Origin of the sequence: Actinomyces slackii, assembly GCF_900637295.1 — a bacterium.
Taxonomy (GTDB): Bacteria; Actinomycetota; Actinomycetes; order Actinomycetales; family Actinomycetaceae; genus Actinomyces; species Actinomyces slackii.
In genome coordinates this window covers 40,931-53,915 of the sequence record NZ_LR134363.1, presented here as the reverse complement: position 1 = coordinate 53,915, position 12,985 = coordinate 40,931, and the positions used below count along the sequence as shown (strand labels likewise).

General features: G+C 71.9%; 9 protein-coding genes. 8 read left to right on the top strand and 1 reads right to left on the bottom strand.

Annotated features, from left to right (window positions below; all coding sequences use genetic code 11):
* The first annotated feature begins 33 nt into the window (after window positions 1-33).
* Both EL266_RS00220 and EL266_RS00215 read left to right on the top strand, forming a co-directional pair.
* Window positions 34-1,716, top strand: a complete 1,683-nt coding sequence (locus EL266_RS00220) for a ribulokinase (protein WP_026427243.1) — start codon at window positions 34-36, stop codon at window positions 1,714-1,716.
* A gap of 88 nt (window positions 1,717-1,804) precedes the next feature.
* The gene (locus EL266_RS00215) at window positions 1,805-2,743 is read left to right on the top strand and encodes a sugar-binding transcriptional regulator (protein WP_026427244.1); all 939 of its coding nucleotides are present in this window, start codon (window positions 1,805-1,807) and stop codon (window positions 2,741-2,743) included.
* A gap of 32 nt (window positions 2,744-2,775) precedes the next feature.
* On the opposite strand, the gene EL266_RS00210 is transcribed toward EL266_RS00215, so the two are convergent.
* A complete protein-coding gene (locus EL266_RS00210) occupies window positions 2,776-4,233 on the bottom strand; it encodes an ROK family transcriptional regulator (protein WP_232012050.1) in 1,458 nt (485 codons plus the stop codon).
* Window positions 4,234-4,320: 87 nt separating this feature from the next.
* On the opposite strand from EL266_RS00210, the gene xylA reads away from it, so the two are divergent.
* The 6 genes from xylA (at window position 4,321) to EL266_RS00180 (ending at window position 12,977) form a co-directional block, all read left to right on the top strand.
* The gene (gene xylA / locus EL266_RS00205; RefSeq protein ID WP_026427246.1) at window positions 4,321-5,502 is read left to right on the top strand and encodes a xylose isomerase; all 1,182 of its coding nucleotides are present in this window, start codon (window positions 4,321-4,323) and stop codon (window positions 5,500-5,502) included.
* A 15-nt stretch (window positions 5,503-5,517) separates the two neighbouring features.
* Complete coding sequence (locus tag EL266_RS00200) at window positions 5,518-6,987, top strand: xylulokinase (protein ID WP_026427247.1); 1,470 nt, start codon at window positions 5,518-5,520, stop codon at window positions 6,985-6,987.
* Window positions 6,988-7,144: 157 nt separating this feature from the next.
* Complete coding sequence (locus tag EL266_RS00195) at window positions 7,145-8,047, top strand: alpha/beta fold hydrolase (protein ID WP_169719956.1); 903 nt, start codon at window positions 7,145-7,147, stop codon at window positions 8,045-8,047.
* A gap of 337 nt (window positions 8,048-8,384) precedes the next feature.
* Entirely contained in the window at window positions 8,385-9,755 is a 1,371-nt protein-coding gene (nox, locus tag EL266_RS00190) for a H2O-forming NADH oxidase (RefSeq protein ID WP_026427248.1), read from the top strand.
* A gap of 150 nt (window positions 9,756-9,905) precedes the next feature.
* Window positions 9,906-10,883: an arsenic resistance protein gene (locus EL266_RS00185; RefSeq protein WP_331852931.1), complete on the top strand. Its 978-nt coding sequence runs from the start codon at window positions 9,906-9,908 to the stop codon at window positions 10,881-10,883.
* A 726-nt stretch (window positions 10,884-11,609) separates the two neighbouring features.
* Window positions 11,610-12,977, top strand: coding sequence for a PAS domain-containing protein (locus EL266_RS00180; RefSeq protein WP_026427249.1), 1,368 nt, complete (start codon window positions 11,610-11,612; stop codon window positions 12,975-12,977).
* Window positions 12,978-12,985 lie beyond the last annotated feature (8 nt).

Genomic DNA, 12,985 nt, shown 5'->3' with positions numbered 1-12,985 from the left:
GCTGAGGCGCCCAGACCACCGCAGGAGGACATCATGGACAAGGACGTCAGCGGGCCGCTCCAGGACACCCACGTGCTGGGACTCGACTTCGGAACGCTGTCGGTGCGGGCCGCCGTCGTGCGCGTGCGCGACGGCGAGGTCATCGCCGAGGCCGTCAGCGAGTACGCCACCCCGGTCATGGACCGCGTGCTGAGCGCCGGGGATGGGCGCGAGCTCCCACCGGACTTCGCCCTCCAGGTCCCCGGGGACTACCTGGAGGCCGGGCGCCGGGCCTGCTCACGGGCGGTGAGCGCCTCGGCGGTGGAGCCCGGCTCCATCATCGGCCTGGGCCTCGATGTCACCTCATCGACCGTCGTGGTCACCGACGCCCAGGGCACCCCCATGTGCGAGAAGGAGGAGTTCGTCAACGAGCCCCACGCCTACGTCAAGCTCTGGAAGCACCACGGGGCCCAGGAGCAGGTCGAGCGGATCGTGGCCCTGGCCGAGCAGAGGGGAGAGGCCTGGCTGCCGCGCTACGGCGGGACGCTGAGCTCGGAGATGCTCCTGCCCAAGGCCCTGGAGACCCTGGAGAAGGCGCCTGAGCTCTACGCCCGGATCGAGGAGATCCTCGACATGCTCGACTGGCTGACCTGGCGCCTGACCGGATCCCTGAGCTACTCGGCGGCGGCCTCGGGCTACAAGCACATGCTCCAGGACGGGGCCTACCCCTCCCCGGAGTTCCTGGGCGCCCTCAACCCGGACTTCGCCGATGTCTACACCACCCGCATGAGCCACCCCATCAAGCCGCTGGGTGACCGCGCCGGGGGACTGCTGGCCGAGTGGGCCACCGCCTTCGGCGTTCCCGCGGGGATCCCGGTGGCCGTGGGCCATATCGACGCCCATGTCCATGCCGCCTCGGTCAATGCCGTGCGGCCGGGGCAGATGACCGGGGTGGCCGGGACCTCGACCTGCTGGCTGCTGCCCTCGGCCACGCTTATGGAGGTGCCCGGGGTCTTCGGCGTCGTCGACGGGGGCATCTGCGAGGGGACCTGGGGCTATGAGGCCGGGCAGAGCGCCGTGGGGGACTCCTTCGCCTGGTTCATCGACACCTGCGTGCCCGCCTCCTACCACCGGCGGGCCGAGCAGGAGGGGATCTCCATCTTCGACCTCCTGGATCGCCTGGCCGCTGCCCAGGAGGTCGGCGAGCACGGCCTGGTGGCCCTGGACTGGTGGAACGGCAACCGATCCCCGCTGGTGGACGCCAGGCTCTCGGGCCTCATGATCGGCATGACCCTGTCCACCCGCCCCGAGGACCAGTACCGGGCGCTGCTGGAGTCCACGGCCTTCGGCGCGCGCGTCATCATCGAGAACTACGAGGCCCACGGGGTGCCCGTCGACGAGGTGCGCATGGCCGGCGGCCTGATCAAGAACGACTTCCTCATGCAGATGTACGCCGATGTCACCCGGCGCCGACTGCTGACGGCCTCCACCCTCCAGGCCGGCGCCCACGGCTCGGCGGTCTTCGCCGCGGTGGCGGCCGGGGCCTACCCGGACCTGCCGGCGGCCGCCCAGGCCATGGGAGGCGTCTCGCGCAGGGTCTACGAGCCCGATGAGGCCGCGGCGCAGCGCTACGATCGCCTCTACGCCCACTACCGGCACCTTCACGAGCTCTTCGGGCGCCAGGACCGCATCATGCACGACCTGCGGGATCTGCGAGCTCAGGCCCTGTCCCGATGATGGCCGCGGGGCCGGGGCCCCGATCCCCATAGGCCCCGGGGCGGCGCCCCGGAGCCTGACCGGGTCTGGACGGCATCAAGGAGGAACGATGAAGGACGCGCACCGTGAGCACCTCATGCTCCGCGCTGCCGAGCTCTACTACTACGAGCGCCTCACCCAGGCGGCCATCGCCGACCGCCTCATGTGCTCGCGCTGGACCGTGGGCAGGCTGCTGGAGGAGGCGCGCGACTCGGGGATGATCTCGATCTCGATCGTTCACCCCAGCGCCCGGGACCGGTCCATCGAGCTCGAGCTCGTCGACGCCTTCGGGGTGGGAGAGGCCATCGTCGTGGCCGCCCAGGCCACGCTCGAGGCCACCGCCCGACTGGTGGCCTCCACCGCCGCGGGCTGCCTGACCGGGCTGCGGCCCAGGCCCGCCTCGCTGGGCGTGTCCTGGGGGCGCACCGTGGCGGGCATGGCCCGCGCCATGCCCGATCGCTGGATGCGCGACCTGCATGTCTATCAGGCCTTCGGGGGACTGGCGCGCTCCGACGATGCCGCCGTGACCGACTCCATCGGCCTGCTGGCCCGCAAGGGCCAGGGCATCGGCCACCTCCTGCCCGCTCCGGCGCTGGTGGGCGACGTCGACCTGGCCCGTCGACTGCTCCAGGAGCCCACGGTGGCCTCCACCCTGGAGGCCGCCGCCCGGGCCGATGCCATCATCTACTCCCCGGGGGCGGTCAGCCGGGACTCCATCCTGGTGCGCTCGGGATATCTGACCGCCCAGATGATGGAGCGCCTGCGCCACATCGGGGCCAAGGCCGACATCCTGGCCCATTTCGTGGATGATTCGGGCCAGCCGGTCTCCGCCGAGCTGGAGGAGCGCTCCATCGCCATCGGCCTGGATGCACTGGCGGCGGCCAAGACCTGCATCCTGCTGGGGAGCGGCGCCCATCGGGCCGAGCCGATGCGCGTGGCGCTCGCCGCCGGATACGCCTCCACGGTGGTCACCGACGCGCAGACGGCCGCGGCGATCCTGGCCCGCTGAGCCCTTGCCGGCGGCGGCGCCTCCCGGCCCTGTCAGGCGCCCGGCTGGGCATCGACCCAGGAGGCCGGATCGGCGATGATGCGCTCGAGCACCGCGCAGGCGGCGCCCGATGCGGCGGGGTACTCATCGGCGGGGGCGGGCAGCACGCGCGTGGGCGACCACGGGGAGGCCAGCACCCGTCGGCTCAGCTCGGGCTCCAGCGAGGGGCGGAGCAGCCCGGTCAGTGGAGCCAGATGCCCTCCCAGGACGACGTCGGGGATGTCCACCACGTTGATGGCCGCCCCCAGGGCCACGGCCAGGGCGCGCGCGGCCGTGTCCACCGCCTGGCGCGCCGAGGGCGATCCCGCCTGCCAGGCCGCGACGAGATCGGCCGGAGAGGCGCTGGCCTCCAGGCCGGCCGCGGCCAGGATGACCCGGCGCCCCGCGTACCGCTCCAGGCAGCCCTGGTTCCCGCAGGAGCAGGCCGGGCCGGTGGGGTCGACCTGGATGTGCCCCACCTCCCCCGCGAATCCGGCCGTGCCCTGCAGGACGACGCCGTCGCGCACGAGGCCCGCCCCGATGCCGTTCTCCCCGGACAGGTAGATGAAGTCGGCGCTCTGGCCCGAGGCGCCGGGCCGCAGGCGGGCTGCCGCCAGCGCGCCGAAGTCGGCCTCGTTGCCCACCTGCAGCCCGACGCCCAGGCGCTCCAGATCGGGGGCCAGGTGGTCCTCGGGCCTGATCTGGGACCAGCCCAGGTTGGGGGCGCGCAGCAGGGTGCCGGCGCTGACCAGGCCGGGCAGGGCCAGGGCGGCCCCGGCCAGCCGCAGACCGCCCAGGGTCGGGGAGCCCTGCGCCGTGGAGCCGGTGGCGCCGGCCTCCTCCTGGGGGGCGCTGGGACTCTCGGGCTCCTGCGGGGCGGGGGTGATGCGCTCGGCCTCCAGGGCGGCCTGGTGCGCCGTGTCGATCATGAGGGCGCTGAGCCGGGCGAGGGCCGCCGCGGGGTCGGAGTCTGCCAGGTCCTGGGCCTCGATCCGCTCGGCCAGGACGAGGCCGGTCAGGTCGATGACCCGCACGGCGATCCGCGAGACGTTGATCTCCAGGCCCAGGGCCGCCACCGTGGCTCGTGCGGGGGCCAGGGGCACGGCGGGGCGGCCCGGTCCGCTGGCGGCGGCCGGCGGGAGCTCGTCGACCAGGCGGGAGGCCACGAGCTCGTCGACCAGGCGGGAGGCGGTGGAGCGGGTCATCCCGGTGGCGGCGGCGACGTCGGCTCGCGAGACCGGCTCGGCGGAGCTGAAGATCTGCTGGGCCACCAGTGCCAGGTTGGAGTCGCGGAGCATGGACTGGCGCGCCGAGGCGGGCCGGGCTCTCAAGGCGGCTGGGCGGCTGATCGGCGCGGCAGCGGCGTCCTGGCCGCCGGAGCCCTTGCGGGTCGCGATATTCGGCCTGCTGGGCGCGCGGCCGGCGGTTCGGTGATCTGCTCGGCCCGATGCCGAGCGCCGTGCGGGACTCACCCCTTGACCCTATCGCACCGGTATGACAAAGTTGTGTCAAGAAACAAATGCGCGTCCAGCGCGTTCTGCCTCAAGGAGGAGCACACCATGGTTCGCAAGCCCACCAAGGAAGACAAGTTCTCATTCGGCCTGTGGACGGTGGGCTGGCAGGCGGCCGACCCCTTCGGCACCGTGACCCGCCCGGCCCTCGACCCCTGGGAGTACGCCGAGAGGCTCGCCGAGCTGGGAGCCTGGGGCATCACCTTCCACGACAACGACGTCTTCCCCTTCGATGCCACCGACGCCGAGCGCGACCGCATCGTGGGCCGCCTCAAGGACGCCGTCGACAATGCGGGGCTGACCATCGAGATGGTCACCACCAACACCTTCACCCACCCCGTCTTCAAGGACGGCGGCCTGACCAACAACGACCGCTCCATCCGCCGCTTCGGCCTGCGCAAGATCCTGCGCAACGTGGATCTGGCCGCCGAGCTGGGCGCCACCACCTTCGTCATGTGGGGCGGGCGCGAGGGCTCGGAGTACGACTCCTCCAAGGACCTGGGAGCCGCCTTCGAGCGCTACAAGGAGGGCCTGGACACCGTTGCCGGCTACATCAAGGACAAGGGCTACGACCTGCGCATCGGCCTGGAGCCCAAGCCCAATGAGCCCCGCGGGGACATCTTCCTGCCCACCGTGGGCCACGCCCTGGCCCTCATCGCCGAGCTCGACAACGGCGACGTCGTCGGCCTGAACCCGGAGGTGGGCCACGAGCAGATGGCGGGCCTGAACTACACCCACGCCATCGCCCAGGCCCTGACCGCCGGCAAGCTCTTCCACATCGACCTCAACGGCCAGTCCGGCATCAAGTACGACCAGGACAAGGTCTTCGGGCACGGGGACCTGGCCAGCGCCTTCTTCACCGTCGACCTCCTGGTCAACGGCTTCCCCGGGGGCGGGCCCCGCTACGAGGGCCCCATCCACTTCGACTACAAGCCCTCGCGCACCGAGGGCATGCAGGGGGTGTGGGACTCTGCGGCCGCCAACATGGAGATGTGGCTCATGCTGGCTGAGAAGGCCCGCGCCTTCCGCGCCGACCCGGTCACCGCCGAGCTGCTCGCCGAGGCCTCCGTGGCCGAGCTCGCCGAGCCGACGCTGGCACCCGGGGAGACCGTCGCCGATCTCCTGGCCGACCGCTCGGCCTTCGAGGACTTCGACGCCGAGGAGGCCGGCAGGCGCGAGTACCGCTTCGTCGAGCTCTACCACCAGGCCATGCGCCACCTCATCGGCTGATCGGGAGGCAGCATCATGGCACTCGTCGCCGGCGTCGACTCCTCGACGCAGTCCTGCAAGATCGTCATCCGCGATGCGCAGACCGGCGCCCTGGTCCGCCAGGCCAGGGCATCCCATCCCGACGGCACCGAGATCCACCCCGAGCACTGGTGGACCGCCCTGGGGGAGGCGATCGAGTCCGCGGGCGGGCTCGAGGACGTCGCCGCCCTGGCCGTGGGCGGTCAGCAGCACGGCATGGTGGTGCTCGACGCCGACGGCGAGGTCATCCGCCCGGCCCTGCTGTGGAATGACACCCGCAGCGCCGCGGCGGCCGACGAGCTCATCCGCGAGCTCGGCGATGGCGATGAGGAGGCCGGCAGGAGGGCCTGGGCCCAGGCCATCGGCTCGGTGCCCGTGGCCTCCCTGACGATCACCAAGCTGCGCTGGCTGGCGGACCATGAGCCGGACAACGCCGCCAGGATCGCCGCCATCTGCCTGCCGCACGACTGGCTGACCTGGAGGCTCAGCGGTGCGGCGCGCTTGGAGGACCTGGTCACCGACCGCTCCGACGCCTCGGGCACCGGCTACTTCGACTCCCAGGCCAATGCCTACCGCCGCGACCTGCTCGCCCTGGCGCTGCGCCGCAGCGTCGAGGAGGCTGAGGCCATCATCCTGCCGCGCGTGGCCGGACCCCATGAGGAGGCCGGTCGGGGAGGCGGCCAGGTTCTGGGGCGCGACCTGAGCCACCTGGTGCTGGGCCCCGGCTGCGGGGACAATGCCGGCGCCGCCCTGGGCCTGGGCCTTGCCCCCGGGCGCACCAGCGTCTCGCTGGGCACCAGTGGCGTGGTGGCGGCCGTCTCGGCGACTCCCACGCATGACGCCTCCGGGCTGGTCACGGGATTCGCTGATGCGACGGGGGCCTACCTGCCCCTGGCCTGCACCCTCAACGCCTCGCGCATCCTGGATGCCGCGGCCCGCCTGCTGCGGGTGGACTACGCCGAGCTCGACCGCCTGGCCCTGGCCGCTGAGCCCGGCGCGGCCGGGCTGGTCCACGTGCCCTACCTGGAGGGGGAGCGCACTCCCAACCTGCCGCATGCCACAGGGGCGCTGACGGGCATGACCCTGGCCTCCCTGACTCCGGAGAACTACGCGCGCGCCGCGGTTGAGGGGCTGCTGTGCCTCATGGGCGCCTGCCTGGACGCGGTGCGCGCCCAGGGAGTGGAGATCACCGAGGTGAGCCTGGTCGGCGGCTCGGTGCGCTCCTCCGCCGTGCGCAGGCTGGCCCCGGCCGTGCTGGGCGTGCCGGTGGAGGCCCCCGAGCCCGGGGAGTACGTGGCCGATGGCGCGGCCAAGCAGGCCGCCTGGGTGCTGGCCGGGGGCGATGAGCCACCGGCGTGGCAGCTGGCGGGCGTCGAGCGCCTGGAGGCTGAGCCCCACACCGCGGTCCGCACAGCCTACGACCGGGCCGCAGCCGATGTCGCCGCCGCCTATGGGGCGCGGGCCTGAGCCCTCCCACCGGGACCGGTTTCCTGCCGAGCGGGCGATCCCCGTCTCAGCGGGAGCCCGGTCCCGGCGCGTCGCCCGCGGCGCCGCATAGGATGGCCGGCGGCAGATGCCGCAGGATCGAGGGGGTCGTATGCCGTGGAGGATCGCTCCGCCGACGATGGCGGGTCATCGAGCCCGGGTGGCCTGCGCCGTCGGGCTGGGCCTGACGGCCTGCGCGGCCGGGGCGGCCCGCTGGGCCGGCAGGCGGCGCCTTGCCCGCTACCCGGCGCGATCCGTGGAGCTGAGCCACGGGCGGATGGTCTACCTGGACGGCGGCGACCCCGACGGCGCGGTGGTGGTCAGCCTCCACGGGTTATGCGGCGGCCACGATCAGGGCTATGACGCCATCGCCGAGCACGCCCAGGGCCTGCGCATCATCGCCCCCTCCCGATTCGGCTACCTGGGCAGCCAGGTGCGCGGCGAGGGGACCCCGGCCGAGCAGTCCGAGGCGCTGGTCGAGCTGCTCGACCACCTGGGGATCGAGCGGGCCGTCATCATGGGCGCCTCGGCCGGGGGGACGGCGGCGATCCGCTTCGCCCTGGACCACCCCGAGCGCACCAGGGGGCTCATCCTCCTGTCCTCGGCCATGCCGCTGGCCGAGCCCGTCGCCGTGGCCCCCCGCTACATGGGGCCGCCGCGCCTCATGCTCCACGATCTGCCCATGCTGGCGCTCAGCCCGCTCTTCCCCCTGGTGATGTCCATGCCGGTGTCAACGGTGGCGATGATGCTGCCCATCGGCCCGCGGCGCCGTGGCTGCGATCTCGACGCCCGCCTCTCCAACCCGGATATGGCCCGCCGTTTCGCGCAGTACCCGATCGAGGCGCTCCGGCCCCCGGTGCTCATCCTCCACGCCCGCGACGACCGCCTGGCCCCCTTCGAGGCCGTCAGGGCGGCGCTGGGGCGCTTCCCCGACGCCGTGCTCGTCCCGATCAGGGATGGCGGCCATCTCCTGGCGGGCCACCGCACCGAGGTCGCCGCCGCGATCACCGGCTTCATCACCGCCCTGGACCCCCGGGCGTAGGCTCCCGCTCGCGCCCTGGCATCCGGGCCGGCGGCCCGCACCCCGATCCCCGACCATGGTCACGGCCTGACACCGGCAGGGTCCGCGAAGGGCATCAGCCACGCCCAGGGGCGGCACTGTCCGCCAGAGGCGAAAGCAGGCTGCGGCTTCAGCGCCCCATGCCCGGCATCCCGCCGGTTGAGGAGGGTGGGCCCTCATGCCCCCGGGGCGCCACCTTCGTGATCTTCCTGTGACATTCGGGCCCCGGCGCCGGGGGCGTCGGTAGCGTACGGGTGGTCAGGGAAGGCAGTGGTGCTGCGATCGCTGCCCGCACTCCTTGAGGAGAGCACTACACGCAATGAGCAAGATCGTCGTCATCGGCGCGAACCACGCGGGAACCGCCTGCGTCAACACCATTCTGGCCAACTACGGTGCGGACAATGAGGTGGTCGTCTTCGACCAGAACTCGAATATCTCATTCCTGGGCTGCGGCATCGCGCTGTGGATCGGTCAGCAGATCGCCGGCTCCGAGGGACTCTTCTACTCCGACAAGGAGCAGCTCGAGGCCGCGGGCGCCACCGTTCATATGCGGACCGTGGTGGAGTCCATCGACTACGGGGCCAAGGAGGTCCACGTCCTCCAGGACGGCGTCCGGAGGACGGAGAGCTATGACCGGCTCATCCTGGCCACAGGATCCTCTCCGATCGTCCCGCCCATCGCGGGGGCCGAGCTGGTCGAGGGGACCAGGGAGTTCAAGGCGTCCCTGGACAATGTCCAGTACATCAAGCTCTACCAGAACGCCACGGAGGTGATCGACAAGCTCCAGGATGACTCGATCAGGCGCGTGGCCGTGGTGGGGGCCGGGTATATCGGCGTCGAGCTGGCCGAGGCCTTCCAGCGCCTGGGCCGCGAGGTCACCCTGGTCGATATCGCCCGCGAGCCGCTGGAGGGCTACTACGACCCCGAGTTCGGCGACATGATGAGCCGGACCCTGGCCGACCACGGCATCCGCCTGGCCCTGGGGCGCAATGTCATGGCCGTCGAGGGCCGGGGGAGGGTCGAGCGCCTGGTCACGGATCTGGACTCCTTCGACGTCGACATGGTCGTCGTCGCCGTCGGCTTCCGGCCCAATACGGAGCTGGGGGCAGGGGTGCTGGAGCTGTTCGACAACGGCGCCTTCCTGGTGGACCGCAACCAGCGCACCAGCCAGCCGGATGTCTACGCCATCGGCGACTGCGCCACCGTCCACGACAACGCCGCCGGCGCCCCCAACTACATCGCGCTGGCGACCAACGCCGTGCGCTCGGGCGTCGTCGCCGCGCACAACGCCTGCGGGACCGGCATCGAGTCCGCCGGTGTCCAGGGATCCAACGGCGTGCGCGTCTACGACCTCAACATGGTCTCCACCGGGCTGACCACCGCCAAGGCGAGGGAGTTCGGCTATGACCCGGTGGCCACGGAGTTCACCGACAATCAGCGCCCCGAGTTCATGCTGACCGACAACCACCCGGTGACCATCAAGATCATCTTCGACCGCACCAGCAGGGTGATCCTGGGCTGCCAGATCGCCTCCAAGGAGGATGTCTCGATGATGATCCACACCTTCTCCCTGGCCATCCAGGAGAAGGTCACCATCGACAAGCTCGCCCTGCTCGACATCTTCTTCCTCCCGCATTTCAACAAGCCCTACAACTACGTGACCATGGCGGCGCTGTCCGCGCCGGCCTGATCCCAGCGCCGGCCTGATCCCAGCGCCGGCCTGATCCCCGCGCGGGCCGGGCGCTGCCCGGGTTGCGCCGCCGCCAGCCGCCGCCGGGCGCCGTCAGGCTCCCGGCGGCGAATGCTGCCGGCGGCCCCGGTGGGGCGCTACCGTTGCCCGGTGAGCATCGATGGCGCGGTTGACTGGATGGAGCGCCACCAGGTGCCGCTCTACCTGGGCTCCCTGGGGCTGGGGGCGCTGCTGGGGGCGAGCTCGCCGGCCGATCTGGAGGCCGCGATCACCCCGGTGCTCATCGCGCTGCTCTACGCCACCTTCCTGGGCGTGCCGCTGGCGCGCCTGCGGGCCGCCTTCGCAGACCTCCGCTTCATGGCCGCCATCCTGGCCGTGAACTTCCTGGCGGCCCCCGTGCTGGTGGCCGGACTGACCCGGATGATCGCGGACCACCCCGCCCTCCTGGTGGGTGCGCTGCTGGTCCTGCTGGCGCCGTGCGTGGACTACGTCGTGGTCTTCACCCGCCTGGCGGGAGGCGCCTGGGAGAAGACCCTGGCGGCATCGCCGGCGCTCATGCTCATCCAGATGCTGCTGCTGCCGGTCTGGATCGCGCTTCTTGGGCCCAGCGCCCCCATCGACTGGCGGCCCCTGGCGCAGGGCCTGGTCATCATCGCCCTGCCCCTGGGCCTGGCCGCCTTGACCCACTGGGCGGCCCGGGGCGCGATGGCCCCCGTCGCCCAGCGCGTGGAGCGCGGGGCGACGGCGCTCATGGTCCCCCTCATGATGGCGACCCTCATCGTGGTGGTCGCCTCCCAGATCGCCACCGTCTCCAGCCACCTGGGCCAGTTGGTGCGGGTGGTGCCGGTCTTCGTGCTCTTCGGCCTGGTCATGCCGGTTGTGGGGCGGGTCCTTGGGCGCATGGCGGGCCAGGATGCCCGCTCCCGCCTGGCCCTGGCCTTCTCCGGCACCACGCGCAACTCCCTGGTGGTCCTGCCCCTGGCCCTGGCGCTTCCCGCCGACCTGGGGCTGGCCCCGATCGTCGTGGTCACCCAGACCCTGGTGGAGCTCGTGCTCATGGTCGTCTACGTCCGGCTCCTGCCCGCCGTGGAGGCGGGCCTGGGGCGGCGGGCGGGCAGGCAGCCGTAGAGGCCCTCAGGCATAGAGGCCGGGCATAGAGGCTAGGCGTAGAGGCCCCGTGGAGGCCCGCGGCTCCGCGACCCGCCCCAGCCCGGCGACTCCGCCGGCCCGCTATGCGGATTCGCCTCGGACAATGACGTGACCCGCGGGCCCGGGTGTCTCCCCGGGGCCCGCGGGCCCTTGTCGCTGAGGAGGCCCTCAACCCGGATTCCCTTGATCCGGGGAGGCCTTCCTCCTTCGCCAGAGCGACAGGTCTGGGCTCCCAATAGACCCAGGCCGTGTCTCGGAGATCCGATCGGTCATCGAGCTCCCCAACCCTCTCGACCGGTTCCGTCCGGCGGTGACATCTATATAACCCCCCGCTCCTGTGGGAGGTCTTCAACAGCTCTGTAAGCATCCTGGGAATTCGCTGTCGGTTTGCCCATGGAGAGTCGTGGGTGTCACGAACATGACATGGGATGTCGGATTCCGATCCCGCTCACCGGGCCTCCACGGTCTGCCGAGGAGGCCTGAGGCCCGGAATCCCGGGAATCCCTCCGCAGAAGCCCGGCCCGATCGGCGTCGTCGGCTCATGCTGCGCCACCTGGGGCCCCCTCAGGGACGGCCGACAAGGCCAGGGGCGGACTGTTACCCTTCTGAGACCATCTGCGGCCACCCTGGGACGCTCCGGGGGAGCATTCCAGGGTGGACCCGTTTTGATGGCCATCGTTCCCACCGCTCAAGGAGCACTGACTCATGCCCACTGTGAAGGTCACCGGAGCCACCCATGAGGTGGGAGTCGATCAGCTGTTCTTCTCCACCACGGATGCCCGCGGCGTCATCCGCCACTCGAACAACGTGTTCATCGAGCTCTCCCGCTACGGGCGCGACGAGCTCTCCGGTGCACCCCACAACATCATCCGTCACCCCGAGATGCCGGGGGGAGCCTTCAAGGCCATGTGGGACACCCTGCAGGCCGGCAGTCCCTTCGCCGCCTACGTCCGCAACCTCGCGGCCGATGGCAGCGAGTACGACGTCTTCGCCACCGTCACCCCCCTGTCCGATGGCGGCTACCTCTCGGTGAGGACCCGCCCGGTGTGCACCGAGCTGTTCGACACCGCCTGCGCGATCTACCGGGACGCTCGCGCCGTGGAGGACACCGCCCTGGCCCTGGGGGACACCCGCCGTGACGCCGCCCTCAAGGGGCTGGAGCGGATCGCCCAGATGCTGGCCGACGCCGGGCTGTCCTCCTATGAGGAGTTCCAGAACGCGGCCCTGCCGGCCGAGGTCGCCCGCCGCGAGGAGCTCTCCGCCGGCCTGCCCCAGCGCCCGGGGGCCACAGGCGACCTGCGCACCATGCTCGACGCCGTGACCGCCATCGCCGCGGGCCTCGACAGCTGGCTGGCCAGCCAGGACGAGCTGGCCGCCCTGTCGGCCTCGTTGAGGGCCGCGGTGCGGGGCCTGACCGAGACCCTGGAGGACCCGCGCCTGAGCCCCGAGCGCATCGCCGCCCTGGATCAGTCCGACCCCCGCGTCCGGCCCCTGGCTGAGCTGCTCAACCTGTGGACGCAGATGCAGGGCCTGGTCAGGCCCCTGGTCTCGCGACTGGTCGAGACCCTCGCCCAGCTGGACACCAATGGTGCGCGCACCCGCTTCCGCATCGCCCTGGCCCGCCTGCACACGACCATCACCGCCCTGTTCACCGTCGAGCTCATCGACGGCGTGGGCGACTCCCGGTACTCGGCCGAGGCCATCCCCGACCTCATCGAGACCCTCACCGCGGGGCTGGTCGAGATGGAGCGCCAGGCCCAGGAGCACAGGAGCCTGGCCGGCCAGGCGGTGGAGTACATCGGTGAGGCCAGCCGGATGATGACCATTCCCCGCCAGCTCCTCATGCTGTGGACGGGCTCGCCCGCCTCCAGCGACCCCAGCCTGCCGGCCGCCGCCGCCGAGCTCTCCCTGGCCGCCTCCGGCGTGGTGGAGTCGGTGGGGGAGCGCCTGGCCGAGCTCGACGAGGCCGCCGCCCGCTGCCAGAGCGTGGACATCGCCGCCGGGGCCTCCGACCTGCGCGGGCACCTCCAGCAGCTGACCCTGGCCGCGCGCAGCGTCATGCGCTACTCCTGACAGGCGCT

Bases quoted from the DNA above. Each gene is read 5' to 3' on its own strand.
- EL266_RS00195 (WP_169719956.1), top strand. From the start codon at position 7,145: ATGGCGGGTCATCGAGCCCGGGTGGCCTGCGCCGTCGGGCTGGGCCTG.
- EL266_RS00180 (WP_026427249.1), top strand. From the start codon at position 11,610: ATGCCCACTGTGAAGGTCACCGGAGCCACCCATGAGGTGGGAGTCGAT.
- EL266_RS00220 (WP_026427243.1), top strand. From the start codon at position 34: ATGGACAAGGACGTCAGCGGGCCGCTCCAGGACACCCACGTGCTGGGA.
- nox (WP_026427248.1), top strand. From the start codon at position 8,385: ATGAGCAAGATCGTCGTCATCGGCGCGAACCACGCGGGAACCGCCTGC.
- EL266_RS00200 (WP_026427247.1), top strand. From the start codon at position 5,518: ATGGCACTCGTCGCCGGCGTCGACTCCTCGACGCAGTCCTGCAAGATC.
- EL266_RS00215 (WP_026427244.1), top strand. From the start codon at position 1,805: ATGAAGGACGCGCACCGTGAGCACCTCATGCTCCGCGCTGCCGAGCTC.
- xylA (WP_026427246.1), top strand. From the start codon at position 4,321: ATGGTTCGCAAGCCCACCAAGGAAGACAAGTTCTCATTCGGCCTGTGG.